Origin of the sequence: Streptomyces albus subsp. chlorinus (assembly GCF_013302895.1) — a bacterium.
GTDB classification, from domain to species: domain Bacteria; phylum Actinomycetota; class Actinomycetes; order Streptomycetales; family Streptomycetaceae; genus Streptomyces; species Streptomyces chlorinus.
On the sequence record NZ_VJOK01000001.1, the window covers coordinates 1,409,697 to 1,425,209 of the forward strand.

At 74.5% G+C, this 15,513-nt stretch carries 12 protein-coding genes; 1 reads left to right on the forward strand and 11 read right to left on the reverse strand.

Features of this window, described 5'->3' with window-relative positions; all coding sequences use genetic code 11:
* From FM076_RS06480 to FM076_RS06490, 3 genes are all read right to left on the reverse strand, one after another.
* Nucleotides 1-1,507: AAA family ATPase (locus FM076_RS06480; RefSeq protein WP_173868956.1), on the reverse strand; the 1,507-nt coding region annotated here is incomplete at its 3' end.
* Between the two features lie 153 nt (nucleotides 1,508-1,660).
* Nucleotides 1,661-2,299 (reverse strand): NUDIX domain-containing protein, encoded by a 639-nt coding sequence (locus FM076_RS06485; protein ID WP_173868957.1) that lies wholly within the window; start codon nucleotides 2,297-2,299, stop codon nucleotides 1,661-1,663.
* Between the two features lie 2 nt (nucleotides 2,300-2,301).
* Nucleotides 2,302-3,960: a CTP synthase gene (locus FM076_RS06490; RefSeq protein ID WP_173868958.1), complete on the reverse strand. Its 1,659-nt coding sequence runs from the start codon at nucleotides 3,958-3,960 to the stop codon at nucleotides 2,302-2,304.
* 420 nt (nucleotides 3,961-4,380) lie between these two features.
* On the opposite strand from FM076_RS06490, the gene FM076_RS06495 reads away from it, so the two are divergent.
* Complete coding sequence (locus tag FM076_RS06495) at nucleotides 4,381-6,213, forward strand: glycoside hydrolase family 15 protein (protein WP_173868959.1); 1,833 nt, start codon at nucleotides 4,381-4,383, stop codon at nucleotides 6,211-6,213.
* Between the two features lie 165 nt (nucleotides 6,214-6,378).
* Here the strand turns inward: FM076_RS06495 and FM076_RS06500 are convergent, their stop codons facing one another.
* The 8 genes from FM076_RS06500 to FM076_RS06535 form a co-directional block, all read right to left on the reverse strand.
* Nucleotides 6,379-7,599 (reverse strand): glycosyltransferase, encoded by a 1,221-nt coding sequence (locus FM076_RS06500; protein ID WP_173868960.1) that lies wholly within the window; start codon nucleotides 7,597-7,599, stop codon nucleotides 6,379-6,381.
* A 485-nt stretch (nucleotides 7,600-8,084) separates the two neighbouring features.
* Nucleotides 8,085-9,836, reverse strand: coding sequence for a DNA repair protein RecN (gene recN / locus FM076_RS06505; protein WP_173868961.1), 1,752 nt, complete (start codon nucleotides 9,834-9,836; stop codon nucleotides 8,085-8,087).
* A 215-nt stretch (nucleotides 9,837-10,051) separates the two neighbouring features.
* Nucleotides 10,052-11,062 (reverse strand): NAD kinase, encoded by a 1,011-nt coding sequence (locus FM076_RS06510; RefSeq protein WP_173868962.1) that lies wholly within the window; start codon nucleotides 11,060-11,062, stop codon nucleotides 10,052-10,054.
* Nucleotides 11,059-11,865, reverse strand: coding sequence for a TlyA family rRNA (cytidine-2'-O)-methyltransferase (locus FM076_RS06515; RefSeq protein WP_173868963.1), 807 nt, complete (start codon nucleotides 11,863-11,865; stop codon nucleotides 11,059-11,061). The genes FM076_RS06510 and FM076_RS06515 overlap by 4 nt, the downstream gene beginning before the upstream one ends.
* Before the next feature lie 3 nt (nucleotides 11,866-11,868).
* Nucleotides 11,869-12,315: a hypothetical protein gene (locus tag FM076_RS34915; protein ID WP_345944904.1), complete on the reverse strand. Its 447-nt coding sequence runs from the start codon at nucleotides 12,313-12,315 to the stop codon at nucleotides 11,869-11,871.
* 30 nt (nucleotides 12,316-12,345) lie between these two features.
* The gene (locus FM076_RS06525; protein ID WP_428815134.1) at nucleotides 12,346-13,197 is read right to left on the reverse strand and encodes an ABC transporter ATP-binding protein; all 852 of its coding nucleotides are present in this window, start codon (nucleotides 13,195-13,197) and stop codon (nucleotides 12,346-12,348) included.
* Nucleotides 13,198-13,241: 44 nt separating this feature from the next.
* Nucleotides 13,242-14,273, reverse strand: a complete 1,032-nt coding sequence (locus FM076_RS06530; protein ID WP_173868964.1) for a FecCD family ABC transporter permease — start codon at nucleotides 14,271-14,273, stop codon at nucleotides 13,242-13,244.
* Complete coding sequence (locus FM076_RS06535) at nucleotides 14,270-15,349, reverse strand: iron chelate uptake ABC transporter family permease subunit (RefSeq protein ID WP_173868965.1); 1,080 nt, start codon at nucleotides 15,347-15,349, stop codon at nucleotides 14,270-14,272. Before FM076_RS06535 ends, FM076_RS06530 begins: the two co-directional genes overlap by 4 nt.
* Between the last annotated feature and the right edge of the window lie 164 nt (nucleotides 15,350-15,513).

Genomic DNA, 15,513 nt, shown 5'->3' on the forward strand with positions numbered 1-15,513 from the left:
GGTGATGCGCGTGGCGTCCTCGTAGCGGTCCGTCCGCGCGTCCCATGTCGGCCAGGTTGAGCAGCGCCGCCGCCCGCTCCCGTGGCATCCGGCCCCGCTCGGCCACCCGCAGCACCAGCTCGTGCAGTCCGTAGAGGTCGGGCGCCGCCTCCTCCGGTTCGCGGTGCGCGTCGAAGGCCCGGCCCAGCGCGGAGACCAGCCGGAGCGCCAGCTTGTCCAGTTCGCCGCCGCCCTCGGCCACGGCCATCCGTACCGCCGCGAGCAGCGCGGGCCGCCTCTCCTCCAGCCAGGCGCGCGCCTGGGCCCGGCCGGCGAACCGCAGCCCGTAAGGCATGGCCCCCAGCCGCTTGCGGGCCGCGGACCCGGCCGGCTCGCACACGGCCCGGCACGCCTGGAGCCGGCGCACCAGCCGCTCCAGCATCCTGGCCCGGGCCAGCATCGTCTCGCCGGGCCGCTCGCGTACCGCCCGTTCGGCGCGGAGCAGCGGATCGAGGCAGCCGGGCAGTTCGTAGCGGTCCCCGCCCAGCGCCCGCAGCAGGCCGAGGCGGACGAAGTCGTCCAGCGCCGCGTGCGCCGCGGTGACCGAGCAGCCCGCGAGCGCCGACGCCGTCTGGGGGTCGACGAGACCGGCCGACGCCAGCGTGAGCAGCCGCAGCAGGCGCGCCGAGGAGTTGGCGAGCGACCCGTGCACGAGCCGGAAGGCGCGGACCAGCGGGGCGGGAGCGGGGGCGTCGGCCGGCTCGGGCTGGTCGGTGAGCGCCCGCGTGGCGTCCAGTACCGCCAGCTTGGGCCGGGCGGCCAGCCAGCCCCCGACCATCATGAGCGCGGCCGGCAGGTCGCCGCACTGCTCCGCCAGCACCTCGGTACCGCGCGGGTCGACCGTGATGCGCGGCGTGGCGGCGAGATGGCGGGCCAGCAGCGCGACGGACGCCGCCCGGTCCAGGCCGCCCAGCGTGCACGGCCGCACGTCCGGCACCGCCGTCAGCGGCCCGGATCCCACCGCGACGACAAGGCAGTCGCGGCTCTGCGGGGCCAGGTCGAGCACCTGCTCGGAGCCGGCCACGTCGTCCAGCAGCAGCACCGTGCGGCCGCGGCGGGCCAGCGCGGTACGGAACTGCTCGGTGACGGCTGCCTCGTCCGTGCCGGGCGGTGGTGTGGCGGCGGCTGCCGGGAGGCCGTCGGAGCGCGCCAGGGACGCCAGCAGGGCGCGGGCCGCGCGCCCTGCTGGGACGGGGACGCCGCCCGGATCGGTCAGGCGGGCCCGCAGCACGCCTGACGGGTACCGGTCGGCGATCCGGCGCACGAACTCCTCCGCCAGCGCCGTACGGCCCGAGCCCGGCGCCCCCGCGATCAGCAGGACGCGGCTGTGCGGGAGCGGGCGGCCCGAGAGGGTGTGCAGCCCGACACGTTCGATGTCCTCGTGCAGCGCCCGCAGTTCGCGGTCGCGGCCCGTGAAGAACTCGGGGCCCGGCCCCGCCGTCGTGGGCTCCACCGCCTGGTCTGTCACAGCCTCCGAGCCTAGTTCACTCCCGGGCCCGAGCGGAGACCAACAGCCGCCCCCGCCTTGGCGTTTCCCTCCCCGCGCCGGGGGCTCCTCCCGTTCCGCTTCCCGTTCCGGGGCCCGGGGGGAGGGGGGAGGCAGCCCCCTACGAGGGGAGGGTCACTCCGCCTCGAAGGGCCGGGCCGGCCACGGCGCCTGCGCGGGGCGCAGAGCACCGGGGCCGCCCCCGCTGGTGAGGGCGGCGTGGAGGGCGAGGCAGCCCACGACGAGGCAGTTGTTGTGCAGCTCGCCCGCCAGGGCGCCCCGCACCAGTTCCTCCAGCGGCACCCGCGCCAGCTCCATGTCGGCCTCCTCCTCGGAGACCTCGAAGCGCTCGCCCTCGATCTCGGAGAGCTGCCGGGCCAGGAAGATCCGCACCGCCTCGTCGCTGCCGCCGGGGGTGGTGTAGACGTCGACCAGCACCCGCCAGTCCTCGGCCTTGACGTGCGCCTCCTCGTACAGCTCGCGCCGCGCCGCCGCCAGGGGGTTCTCGCCGGGCACGTCCAGCAGCCCGGCCGGGATCTCCCACAGCTTCTCGCGCACGGGGTGGCGGTACTGGCTGAGGACCAGGACGTGGTCCTGCTCGTCGAGGGCGAGGATGGCGACCGAGCCGGGGTGCGTCTGGTAGTCGCGGCTGACGACGGAACCGTCGGGCATGACGACCTGATCGGTGCGGACACCGGTCTTGTTGCCCTGGAAGGGGGTGGAGGTCGCGGTGACCTCCCACTCCTCGGGGGTGTCGGAGATGCGGGTGGCCATCGTCACTCTCCCTCGGTGCCCTGCTGGCGCTCGATGGCGGCCTTGACCAGGCCGGCGAAGAGCGGGTGCGGGCGGGTCGGGCGGGACCGCAGTTCGGGGTGGGCCTGGGTCGCCACGAGGTAGGGGTGGACCTCGCGCGGGTACTCCACGTACTCGACCAGCTTGTTGTCGGGCGAAGTGCCGGAGAAGACGAGCCCGGCCTTCTTCTCCAGCTCGGCACGGTAGTGGTTGTTGACCTCGTACCGGTGCCGGTGGCGCTCCTCGACGTAGGGCTCACCGCCGTAGGTCTCGCGCACGAGGGAGCCCTCGGCGAGCTTGGCCGGGTACATGCCCAGCCGCATGGTGCCGCCCATGTCGCCCTCGCCGGCGACGATGTCGAGCTGCTCCTCCATGGTGGAGATCACCGGGTGCGCCGTGCCCTGGTCGAACTCGGTGGAGTTGGCGTCCTCGATGCCGGCCAGGTTGCGGGCGCCCTCGATGACGATGCACTGGAGGCCCAGGCACAGGCCGAGCAGCGGGACGCGGTTCTCGCGGGCGTAGGTGATGGCGCCGACCTTGCCGTCCACCCCGCGCTCGCCGAAGCCGCCGGGGATGCAGACCGCGTCGCAGTCGCCGAGCTGGCGCCTGGCGCCCTCGGGGGTGCGGCAGTCGTCGGAGGTGACCCACTTGATCTTGACGCGGGCCTTGTTGGCGAAGCCGCCCGCGCGCAGCGCCTCGGTGACCGACAGATAGGCGTCGGGCAGGTCGATGTACTTGCCGACCAGCGCGACGGTCACCTCGTGGTCGGGCTGGTGGACGCGGCGCAGCAGGTCGTCCCACTGGGTCCAGTCCACGTCGCGGAAGGGCAGGTCCAGCTTGCGCACGACGTAGGCGTCCAGGCCCTCGGAGTGCAGGACCTTGGGGATGTCGTAGATGGACCGGGCGTCCTTGCAGGCGACGACGGCGGCGTCGTCCACGTCGCACATCAGCCCGATCTTCCGCTTGATGGAGACGGGCACGTCGCGGTCGGCCCGCAGCACGATGGCGTCCGGCTGGATGCCGATGTTGCGCAGCGCCGCCACCGAGTGCTGGGTGGGCTTGGTCTTCAGCTCGCCGGAGGGGCCGATGTAGGGCAGCAGCGAGATGTGGACCACGAAGACGTTGTCGCGGCCGACCTCGTGGCGGACCTGGCGGACGGCCTCCAGGAAGGGCAGCGACTCGATGTCGCCGACGGTGCCGCCGACCTCGGTGATGACCACGTCCACGTCGTCGGTGGCCATGCGGCGGATGCGGTGCTTGATCTCGTTGGTGATGTGCGGGATGACCTGCACGGTGTCGCCCAGGTACTCGCCGCGCCGCTCCTTGGCGATGACGGTGGAGTAGACCTGGCCGGTGGTGACGTTGGCGCTGCCGTCGAGGTCGACGTCCAGGAAGCGCTCGTAGTGGCCGATGTCCAGATCGGTCTCGGCGCCGTCGTTGGTGACGAACACCTCGCCGTGCTGGAAGGGGTTCATCGTGCCCGGGTCGACGTTCAGATAGGGGTCGAGCTTCTGCATGGTGACCCGCAGCCCCCGGGCCTTGAGCAGGGCGCCCAGGCTGGAGGCGGTGAGCCCCTTGCCGAGCGAGGAGGCGACACCCCCGGTGACGAAGAGGTGCTTGGTCGTCATGGACGTAGGCGGCATGGCCAAGAGGGGGCTCCCGTGGTCGCTTGGTGGGGTGCGGAGGCGGCATCCTGGGGTAGTCCGTAACCGGCTTCCCGAGGTGGCCTCGCTGCGGTTCGGGGGGCTGTCGTCTCGAACAGAACGCGTTCGCTTGCCCACCGCTCCACGGGCTACCAGCGTAACAGTGCCGAGGGGGCGGCGCGGCTGCCGAGGTCCGCGGGGCGGCTCCGGGTCCGTCACACGCGCCCCAGTGTGACGATGAAGTCGCAGCAGGTGAACGCGGTAGCGAAGGTCACCCCTTCGGCGCAGCCGGACTCAGCCGACCGTCGGGCGGAAGCGATCGCTGCGTCGTATCCTTCACGGACACTTGCCAAGGACAGGCAGAAACACACAGGTCATCCAGCACGTCCCGCGGGGGCGTCGCAGTTCGTTCGACTGGAGATGCACGTGGCTGGGCGCATCGAGGATTACGCACTCATCGGGGATATGCAGACTGCGGCCCTGGTGGGAAGAGACGGCACAGTGGACTGGCTGTGCCTACCCCGCTTCGACTCCCATGCCGTGTTCGCGGGGCTGCTCGGCACCGAGGAGCACGGCTTCTGGCGGGTGGGCCCCGCCCACCCGGCGGGCGGCGACCCGCCGCGGGCCGACCGCCGCCGCTACCGGGGCGACTCCCTGGTCCTGGAAACGGAGTGGGACACCCCCAGGGGTACCGTCCGCATCATCGACTTCATGCCCCCCCGTGAGCAGCACGCACCCCAGCTGGTGCGGATCGTGGAGGGCGTCAGCGGCCGGGTGCGGATGCGCTCGTCGCTGCGCATGCGGTTCTCCTACGGCTGGGTCGTGCCGTGGGTGCACAAGATCGGCCAGCGCACGGTGGCCGTCGCCGGTCCCGACTCGGTGTGGCTCGACACCGAGGCCGACACCTACGGCAAGGACCTGACGACCTACTCCGACTTCACCGTCGGCCCCGGCGACCGGGTGGCGCTGACGATCAGCTGGGAGGCGTCCCACAAGCAGCCGCCGCCGCTGCCCGAGCCCGAGGAGGCGCTGCGCACCACCGAGGACTTCTGGCGCGAGTGGGTGGAGACGTGTACGTACCACGGCCCCTACCGGGAGGCCGTGGTCCGCTCGCTGATCACGCTGAAGGCGCTCACCTACGCGCCGACCGGCGGGATCGTGGCGGCGCCCACCACCTCGCTGCCGGAGGAGATCGGCGGGGAGCGCAACTGGGACTACCGCTTCACCTGGCTGAGGGACGCGGCGATCACCCTCTCCTCCCTGCTGCGCACCGGCTACCGTGAGGAGGCGCGGGCCTGGCGTGAATGGCTGCTGCGCGCGGTGGCGGGCGATCCGGAGAACCTCCAGATCATGTACGGCATCGCGGGCGAACGCGAGCTGTCCGAGGCCGAGTTGAGCTGGCTGCCCGGCTACGAGGGCTCGCAGCCGGTCCGGGTCGGCAACGGAGCCGCGGGCCAGCTCCAGCTCGACGTGTACGGCGAGGTCGTCGAGGCCCTGCACCTGGGCCATATGACGGGCCTGGCCCGCAACGACTACGCCCAGCTCCTCCAGCTGAAGCTGATCAGCTACCTGGAGGACCACTGGGACGAGAAGGACGAGGGCATCTGGGAGGTCCGCGGACCGCGCCGGCACTTCGTGCACTCGAAGGTGATGGCGTGGGTGGCCGTCGACCGCACGGTCAAGCTGATCGAGTCGGGCGAGGTGGACGGGCCGCTGGAGCGGTGGCGCAGCCTGCGTGACGAGATCCACCGCGAGGTCTGCGAGAAGGGGTACGACAAGGAGCGCAACACCTTCACGCAGTCCTACGGCTCCAAGGAGCTGGACGCCTCCTTGCTGCTGATCCCACAGATGGGCTTCCTTCCCCCGGACGACAAGCGGGTCATCGGCACCATCGAGGCCATCCAGCGGGAGCTGTCGACCGAGGACGGCTTCGTGCTGCGCTACCCGACCAGTGCCGAGGCCGGCCCGGACGGGGAGCCGTGCGAGAACGTGGACGGGCTCGCCGGTGAGGAGGGGGCCTTCCTGGCCTGCTCCTTCTGGCTCGCGGACGACCTGGCCATGATCGGCCGGGTGGACGAGGCCCGGAAGCTGTTCGAGAAGCTGCTGGCCCTGCGCAACGACGTGGGCCTGCTCGCCGAGGAATGGGACCCCGTCCGCCAGCGGCTGGTGGGCAACTTCCCGCAGGCGTTCAGCCATGTGCCGCTCATCGACACGGCACTGCGGCTGACCGCGTCGGGAGCCTACGGGGTCTGACCCGTACGGCCGCCGGCCCGTACGGGAACGCGGAGAAGCGCCCGGGGTGCACCCCGCACACCGGGCGCACTGCTGTGTCTGGGGGCTTGCGCGCCCAGCCCGTGCGCGGGTGCGTGGACTCGCACGCCGGCGCCGGCGCCGGTCGCCCACTGCCAGAAGTCCGGCTCAACGGGCCGCGCCGGCGGCGCTTCTGACCTCGTCGTAGACGCTGAGGACCTGGGCGCTCGCGTCGTCCTCGGTCGGCCAGGTACGGGCACGGGCGCGGCCCGCCTCGGCCAGGGCGGCGCGGCGGTCCGGGTCCGCCAGCAGGGTGAGGACGGCGGACGCGAGGGAGTCGGCGTCGCCCCCGGGCACCAGGACGGCGGCGTCGCCCGCGAGTTCGGGCACACAGCCCCCGTCGGCGGCCACCAGGGGCACGCCGTGGCGCAGCGCCTCCTGGGCGACCAGCGAGCGGCCCCGGCATTCGGTGGGCAGCAGCGCGAGATCGGCGCCCGCCAGCAGCCGCAGCGCGTCGTCGCGCCGCCCCAGCAGCCGCACCGGCAGCCCCTCCTGGTCGATCCGGCGCTGGAGCGCGGCCCGCTGCGGCCCCTCCCCCGCGAGGGCGAGCAGCGGCGGCGGGTCGAGGCGGCGCCAGGCGCGGGAGGCGGTCAGCACGGTCTCGTGCCCGCCGCTGCCGTCGAGCCGGCCCACGGCCAGCAGGAGGGGGCGGTCCAGCGCGCCGAGGCCCGCACGCGCCTTGTGACGCAGCGCCTCCTCCTCGTCCTCGCTCTCCTCGCCCGGGTGGTGCGTCGCCCCCTCGACCGGGATGGGCGCGGGGGCGAGCCGCGCGTCGCGGGCCCCGCTGCGGCGCGCGGCGTCGACCAGCGCGGTGGTGGTGCCGAGGACGACGGTCGCGGCCCGGGCCACCCGGCGGATCAGCAGCCGGCCCACCAGTTCGCGGGCGGCTCCGGCGCGCGTGGCCTCGCCCGGCCGGGGGCGGGGCAGCGTGTGCCAGGTGACGACGAGCGGTACGGTCCGCCGCCGTCGGCCGAGCGCGAGGGCCGCCAGCAGACCGGCGTGCAGGCCGTGCGCGTGGACGAGGTCGGCGTCGGCGCACACGGCACGCAGCCAGGCGACCTTCTCGGCCCGGTTGCGCCCCTGCACCGGGAGGAAGTCCGCGCCGGTCCCCGTGAAGGCGTGCAGCAGACCGGCGTCGTACCGGGCGCAGACCGTCACCCGCACCCCGCGCGCGGCCAGGCCCGTGGCGAGGGAGCGCACATGGGCGGCCGTTCCCGCCGACGGCGCCTCGCTCCCGTCCCCGTCGCCGCCGCCGAGCACGTGCACCGCGTGCGGTGGCCGCGCGCCGACCTGCGGCCGGTGCGGGGCGGGGGCGCGGGGCGGACTCACGGCAGGCGGGCTCCCTGGCTGGCGGGTGGGGGGCGGGGCCTGCCCAGGATGCCAGGTGATGATCAGGTGCCGCACCGCCGGACGGACCCGGACGGCGGTGCGTCGGGGCACGCCGGACCCAAGCCTCACTCACACGGGTGAGGGCGCGCGGCGGAGTTCCCTGCGCCGATCCGCACCCTTTTCCGCCGCCCGTCGCCGACCAGTGTCACCCCGCACGGGGCGCCGCCTCTCACCGGAGACCACCGCCTCCCGCTGGGAAGCCGCAGCCCCTCAGCGGAGACCACCGCCCCTCACTGGGGGCCGCCGCTGGAGGCCGTCATCGGCCGGGGGCCGGCCCACCGCAGGGCCCCGGCGGGGTGCCGTTCCGGGCCGCCGGGCACCGTGTCAAGCCCCGGTCAGGGGGTACGCGGGCCCGGGCACGGGGCACCTGGGCCGCATGACGCGGGGCGCCCGGCCCCGGAGGACGCCGGGCGCCCGCAACCCGTTCAGGCGCCCGAGCGCGCCGCCTCCAGCAGTTCCTCGGCGTGCGCGCGGGCGAGTTCGGAGTCCTCCTGGCCCGCGAGCATCCGGGACAGCTCACGCACCCGGTCCTCGCCCTCCATGGCCTTGACGCCGCTGCGCGTCACCGTGCCGTCGTCCGTCTTGTGCACCACCAGATGGCGGTCGGCGAACGCGGCCACCTGCGGCAGGTGCGTGACGACCACGACCTGCGCCGACCTGGCGAGCCGGGCCAGTCTGCGGCCGACCTCGACGGCCGCCTTGCCGCCGACGCCCGCATCCACCTCGTCGAACAGATAGGTGGGCACCGGGTCGGAGTCCGCGAAAACGACCTCCACGGCCAGCATCACCCGGGACAGCTCGCCGCCGGACGCCCCCTTGGCGATGGGGCGGGGCGGGGCGCCGGGATGCGGGGCGAGCAGGAGTTCGACCTCGTCGGTGCCGTGCGGGCCGAAGGCGAGGGTGCGGCCGTCGATGTCGAGTCCCTCGGGATCCTCGCTGTGCTTGAGCTCGAAGGAGACCCGGGCGTGCGGCATGGCCAGCTCGGCCAACTCCTCGGTGACCGCGTCCGCGAACCGCTTGGCGGCGTCCGCGCGGGCCTCGGTGAGCGTACGGGCCAGGTCCGCGAGTTCGACACGCAGCGCGTCGCGTTCGGCGGTCAGCTCCCCGATCCGGTCGTCGTCGCCCTCCAGCTCGGTCAGCCGGTCCGCGCTCCGCTCGGCCCAGGCCAGCACGGCGGCCATTCCCTCGCCGTCCTCGCCGTACTTGCGGGTGAGCTGCCCCAGTGCCGCGCGGCGCTCCTCGACGGCGGCCAGGCGCAGCGGGTCGGCGTCCAGGTCGTCGGCGTATCCGGCCAGTTCGCCCGCGATGTCGGAGAGCAGGATGTGCACCTCGCCCAGCCGGTCGGCGAGTGCGGCCAGCGCCGGGTCGTGGGCGCGCACCGCCTCCAGGGCGCGGTGGGCGCCGGCCACCAGCGTCGCGGCGTCGACGCCCTCGGGGTCGGCGGGGTCGCCGGCCAGCGCGCCGTGCGCGGCGGTGGCGGCGGAGGCCAGCGCCTCGGCGTGCCCCAGCCGCTCGGCCTCGGCCGCCAGTTCGACGTCCTCGCCCGGCTGCGGTTCGGCGGCCTCGATCTCCTGGATGCCGAAGCGCAGCAGATCGGCCTCCTGGGCGCGTTCGCGGGCGCGGGTCGTCAGCTCCGTCAGCTCGGCGGCGACGGTGCGCAGCCTGCGGTACGCCTTCCGGTAGGCGGCCAGCGGCACGGACACGGCGTCCCCCGCGTACCGGTCCAGCGCCTCGCGCTGACGGGCGGCGCGCAGCAGCCCCTGCTGGTCGGTCTGGCCGTGCACGGCCACCAGGTCGTCGCTCAGCTCGGCCAGCAGCCCGACCGGGACGGCGCGCCCGCCCACGTGCGCACGGGAGCGGCCCTCGGCCGAGATGGTGCGGGAGACCAGGAGGGCCCCCTCGTCCAGCTCGGCACCCGCTTCCTCGGCGCGGCGCGCGGCGGGCGCGTCCGGGGCCACGGCGATCCGGCCCTCGACGACGGCAGCTTTGGCGCCGACCCGCACCAGCGCGGCGTCGGCGCGTCCGCCCAGCAGCAGCCCGAGGCTGGTGACGACCATGGTCTTGCCCGCGCCCGTCTCACCCGTCACCGCGGTGAAGCCGGGGGACAGCTCGACAACGGCGTCATCGATCACGCCCAGGGCTTTGATCCGCATCTCCTCCAACACGGATACGACCATACGAGGTTCCCCGGCCCGGGCCACACCGGTGGTCGGGGTGATAACTGGATCGTGGGGGGACATATCGCCCTCGCGGGCTGACGGGCAGCGCGGTCGCGGGCCCGTCTCTGCCCGCTTCTCCGGCAGTCAACCCAAGGTCCGGCACCGGCCGGTGCGCGTGCGCCGGCCGGTGCGGGACGCCGACGGGGTGCCGGACGCCGGCGGGGTGCGGGGCGCTAGCGGGGGGCGCCCCGCCAGCCCGTCACCGGAAGGGCGAACTTGGCCACCAGGCGGTCCGTGAACGAGGCGTGGTGCAGCCGGGCCAGCCGGACGGGCACCGCGCCGCGCCGCACCTCGACCCGGGCGCCGGGCGGGAGTTCGACGCTGCGGCGGCCGTCCGCCCACAGCACCCCGTGCGGCGTCTGCGGCTGGACCTCGACGGCCAGCACCGAGTCGGGCGCGGTCACCAGCGGCTTGGCGAACAGCGCGTGGGCGCTGATCGGCACCATCAGCAGGGCCTCCACCTCCGGCCACACCACGGGCCCGCCCGCGGAGAAGGCGTAGGCGGTGGAGCCGGTGGGGGTGGCGCAGACCACTCCGTCGCCGCCGAAGCTGGAGACGGGGCGGCCGTCCACCTCGATGACGACCTCCAGCATCCGCTCACGGGCCGCCTTCTCGACGGACACCTCGTTCAGCGCCCAGTCGGCGTGCACGATGTGGCCTCCGGTGCGGCCGTTGGCGGTGTACCCGCTGTTGCGCACCAGCACGTCCAGGGTCATCCGCTCCTCGACCTCGTAGGCGCGGGAGACGACGCGGTCGACCACCTTGTCCAGGTCGTCCCGCTCGGCCTCCGCGAGGAAGCCGACCCGGCCGAGGTTGACGCCGAGCATCGGGACGCCCGAGGCGCGGGCGAACTCGGCGCCGCGCAGCAGCGTCCCGTCGCCGCCGAGCACCACCAGCAGCTCGCAGCCCTCGGCGGCGTCCGGCTTGGCGGTGACCGTCTCCGCCCGGTCGGGCAGCGGCAGGTCGGCGGCCTCCTCCTCCAGCACCCTCACGCCGATCCCGCAGCGCAGCAGCCCCTGGACGACCAGTTCGGCGCTGCGCACGGCGGCGGGTCTGCCGGTGTGGGCGAGGAGGAAGACGGTGCGGTCGCCGTCCTGCCGGTCTGCGTCCCCCGTGCGGCCCCCGGCGGCCTTCGGGGACTGGGTCGGCTGTGCTGGCCGGGTAGCTCGGCTGTCCTCGGTCACTTGGGCCCCTCCGCCACCGCTCGCTCGACTTCGGCCGGGTCGAGGTCGTCGGCCCCGGCGCGCAGCCACAGGAAGTATTCGACGTTTCCCGAGGGCCCGGGCAGCGGGCTAGCGGTGACGCCCAGTGCGCCGAGTCCCAGGGCCGCCGCGTGGCCGGCGACCGTCCGCACGGCCTCGGCACGCAGCTGGGGGCTGCGGACGACACCGCCGCTGCCCAGCCGTTCTCTGCCCACTTCGAACTGTGGTTTCACCATCAGGACGAAGTCGGCTTCCGGGATTGCGCAGCGGACGAGTGCCGGCAGCACCAGCCCCAGGGGGATGAACGACAGATCACCGACGACGAGTTCCACCAGCTCCCCGTCGAGGTCCTCGGGCGTCAGCTCCCGGACGTTCGTGCGGTCCTTCACCGTGACCCGCGGGTCGCTCCGCAGGGACCAGGCCAGCTGCCCGTACCCGACATCCGCGGCGACCACGTGGCCGGCGCCCGCGCGCAGCAGCACATCGGTGAACCCGCCGGTCGAGGCGCCGGCGTCCAGCGCGCGGCGCCCCTCCACGCGCAGCCCGCGGGGGACGAAGGCCTCCAGCGCTCCGGCGAGCTTGTGGCCGCCGCGGGAGACGTAGTCCGGGTCGTTCTCGTCCTCCTTCACGACCAGGGCGGCGCTGGTCTCCACCTGGGTCGCCGGTTTGGCCGCGACGGCGCCCCCGACGGTGACCCGGCCGGCGGCGATCAACTGACCGGCGTGCTCCCGTGAACGGGCGAGTTTGCGGCGCACCAGCTCCGCGTCGAGTCGGCGTCGTGCCACGGGTCAGCTCCGGGGTGTGTGGGGGCGGTCCAGCGCGGCCAGGGTCTCCCGCAGGCCGCGGTGGACATCTTCGTACACCTCCTGGTGGGCGGAGACGGCGAGGTGGTCGGCGTCCTCCAGCCGCCTCAGCCGCTCGTCGAGAGAGGCGTGCCCGGTGGGGCGCAGCCCGACGCCCAGCGGGCGGGGGCCGTCCTCGGGCTCCTCCCCCGCCCGCGGGCTCCCGGCGCCGGGGCCCGCCTCCTTCTGCGGGCGCTCCTCCTCCGGCGGACCCGCCTCGCCGTCCAGCGGGCCGGGCGCGCTCTCCTCGGCCGTCCCGCCCCGGCGGCCCTCCTCGTCCCCGGGCACCTCCCGCGCCCGGGCCCGCTCGTCCGGGCCGCCGGACGCGTCGTCCTGGGGCCGGTGCCGGCCGGGGGCGTGCTGGAACCCGGGTGCCTGCGCGAACTCGCTCATGCCCAGACGCTACCTCCCGGGTGCGACAGATCAGCGGCGCGCGGCGGGCACCACCAGCGGAGTGCCGGTCTCCGGGTCGTCGATGACGCGGCACGGCAGGCCGAAGACCTCCTCGACCAGCTCCGCCGTCACCACCTCGCGCGGCTCGCCCTGCGCGACGATCCGGCCCTCCCGCATGGCGATCAGATGGGTGGCGTAGCGGGCCGCGTGGTTGAGGTCGTGCAGGACGGCGACGAGGGTGCGGCCCTCCTCCTCGTGCAGCCGTGCGCACAGGTCGAGGATCTCGATCTGGTGCGCGATGTCGAGGTAGGTGGTGGGCTCGTCCAGCAGCAGCAGCGGCGTCTGCTGGGCCAGCGCCATGGCGATCCACACGCGCTGCCGCTGCCCGCCGGACAGCTCGTCCACGAAGCGGTCGCCGAGCTGGTCGACCCCGGTGGCCGCCATCGACTCGGCCACCACCCGCTCGTCGTCCCGCGACCACTGGCGCAGCAGCCCCTGGTGCGGATACCGGCCGCGGGCCACGAGGTCGGCGACCGTGATGCCGTCGGGCGCGATGGACGACTGGGGCAGCAGGCCGAGCGTACGGGCGAGTGCCTTGGCGGGCATGCCCGCGATGTCGCCGCCGTCCAGCAGGACCTGCCCCTTGGCCGGCTTGAGCATCCGGGAGAGGGCGCGCAGCAGGGTGGACTTGCCGCAGGCGTTGGGGCCGACGACCACCGTGAAGGACCGGTCGGGAACGGCGACGTCCAGCTCGCGGGCGATGGTGCGCTGGTCGTAGGCGAGGGTGAGGTCGCGGCCGGTCAGCCGGGCCGCCGTCCCGTCCTGTGCCGGGACGCCGGCGGTGTCCCGCTCCGCCGCCCTCTCGTCCGTCGCGGTCTTCATCGTGGTGCCCGCCTCCGTGGGGTGTGTCGGTGCGTCCTGGCCGTTCATATGCGTCCCGCCCTGCGCTCGGTGGCCAGCAGCCACACCAGGTAGCCGCCGCCCACCACACCGGTGATCACACCGACCGGCAACTGGCGCTCCCCGAAGGCGCGCTGGGCCACCAGGTCGGCGCTGATCAGCAGGGCCGCGCCCATGCACAGGGAGGGGACGAGGTTGGGTCCCGGCGCCTTGGTGAGCCGCCGGGCCAGCTGCGGTGCCACCAGCGCGACGAAGGAGACGGGGCCGGCCGCCGCGGCCGAGAGCGCCACCAGCAGGACCGCGGCGCACAGCAGGGCGAGCCGGGTGGGCTCGACGCGCACGCCGAGCGCGGAGGCGGCGTCGTCGCCCATCTCCATCATCCGCAGGGCGCGTCCGCAGCCGAGGAGCACCAGCGGGACGAGCACCACCATGCCGACGACCAGCGGCAGCACCTCGCGCCAGCCGCGCCCGTCCAGGCTGCCGGTCATCCACAGCACGGCGCGCGAGGCGTCGCTGATGTCGGCGCGGGTGATCAGGTAGCTGGTGACGCCGGTCAGGATGGCGGTGGCGCCGACCCCGACGAGCACCAGCCGGTAGCCGTGCATGCCGCGCTTCCAGGCGAGCGCGTAGATGAGGGCGCCGGTGGCGAGGGCGCCCAGGACGGCGCCGCCCGCCAGGAAGGCGCTGCCGCCGCCCGCCAGGACGATGACCACCAGCGCCCCCGCGGAGGCGCCCTGGGTGATGCCGAGCATGTCGGGGCTGCCGAGGGGGTTGCGGACGACGGCCTGGAAGACGGCTCCGCTCAGTCCGAGGCCGGCCCCGACGAGCAGGGCGGTCACGGTGCGGGGCAGGCGCAGTTCGTTGATGATGAACGCGTCGGCCGGGTCGCCCTGGCCGATCAGGGTGCGCACCACGTCGCCGGGTGCCATCGGGTACTCGCCGCTGCCGATCGCGAAGACGGCCACGATGAGGGCGAGCACCACGCAGGCGAGGCCGACGGCCAGCGCGCGCGGACGGTAGCTGACGGAGAGGCCGCCCGGGGTCCGTATGACGCTCATGCCTGTGCCACCCTCCGCCGGCGCACGAAGTAGAGGAAGAACGGGCCGCCCAGCACCACGGTCACGATGCCGACCTGGAGTTCGCTGGGCCGCCCCAGGACGCGCCCGAGGATGTCGGAGCCCAGCAGCAGCACCGGCGAGAGGACCGCGCAGTAGGGCAGCATCCAGCGCTGGTCGGGGCCGGTGAGGGCGCGCACCATGTGCGGCACCATCAGTCCCACGAAGACGATGGGCCCGCAGGCGGCGGTGGCGGCCCCGCACAGCAGGGTGATGGCCACGATCGCGGCGGCCCGGGTCCGGGTGGGCCGGGAGCCGAGGGCGCGGGCCGCGTCGTCGCCGAGGGCGAGCGCGTTGAGGGGACGGGCGAGGGCCAGTGCGATCACCGTGCCCACGGCGATGAAGGGCAGCGCCGAGACGACGGTGGAGTCCTCGGCCCGGGCCAGCGAGCCGACCAGCCAGAACCGCATGCGGTCCAGTGAGGCGCTGTCCAGCAGCTGGACGGCGCTCACGTACGAGATCAGGGCGGCGTTCAGCGCCGTTCCGGCGAGGGCGAGCCGGGCCGGGGTGGCTCCGCGTCCGCCGCCGACGGCGTAGACGAGGACGGAGACGACGGCGGCGCCCAGGAAGGCGAAGCCGATGTACCCGGTGTACCCGGTGATGCCGAAGAACGAGAGGGCGGTGACGACGGCGGCCGCGGCGCCCGCGTTGATGCCCAGCAGTCCCGGGTCGGCCAGCGGGTTGCGGGTGAGGGCCTGCATGACGCCGCCCGCGAGGCCGAGCGCGATCCCGGCCAGCAGGCCGAGCAGGGTGCGGGGCAGCCGCATCTCGTGGACGACGGCGTAGCCGGCCGAGCCGCTGTCCACCAGCCCCGACCAGGCCTCGCCGAGGGAGAGCTGCCGGGCGCCGAAGGCGAGGCTGAGCAGCAGGACGAGCAGCAGGAGGAGGACCGAGGCGAGCAGCCCGGTGGCGCGCGCCAGCCGGGGCCGCGCTCGCTCGGGCTGTTCCCCTCCGGCGGCCGGCGGGTCCTGTCTCGCGGCCGAACCCCCTTGGACCTGCGGGGACTTGGTGTAAGTCACGTACGCGCTCCGGTCGGGGCCGGGAAAAGAGGGGCACCCGGCCACTGGACAACAACAACTTTGGTTAGGTTAGCCTAACTGCGAACTCGGCCCCACGGCCGCCCCGCACACACGTCCGCGGCAGGTCCGCGGTGCGTCCTCAGCACATCGAGAGGCCAGTGAAC

Bases quoted from the DNA above. Each gene is read 5' to 3' on its own strand.
- FM076_RS06485 (WP_173868957.1), bottom strand. From the start codon at position 2,299: ATGGCCACCCGCATCTCCGACACCCCCGAGGAGTGGGAGGTCACCGCG.
- FM076_RS06525 (WP_428815134.1), bottom strand. From the start codon at position 13,197: ATGAAGACCGCGACGGACGAGAGGGCGGCGGAGCGGGACACCGCCGGC.
- FM076_RS06490 (WP_173868958.1), bottom strand. From the start codon at position 3,960: ATGCCGCCTACGTCCATGACGACCAAGCACCTCTTCGTCACCGGGGGT.
- recN (WP_173868961.1), bottom strand. From the start codon at position 9,836: ATGGTCGTATCCGTGTTGGAGGAGATGCGGATCAAAGCCCTGGGCGTG.
- FM076_RS06530 (WP_173868964.1), bottom strand. From the start codon at position 14,273: ATGAGCGTCATACGGACCCCGGGCGGCCTCTCCGTCAGCTACCGTCCG.
- FM076_RS06495 (WP_173868959.1), top strand. From the start codon at position 4,381: ATGCACGTGGCTGGGCGCATCGAGGATTACGCACTCATCGGGGATATG.
- FM076_RS34915 (WP_345944904.1), bottom strand. From the start codon at position 12,315: ATGAGCGAGTTCGCGCAGGCACCCGGGTTCCAGCACGCCCCCGGCCGG.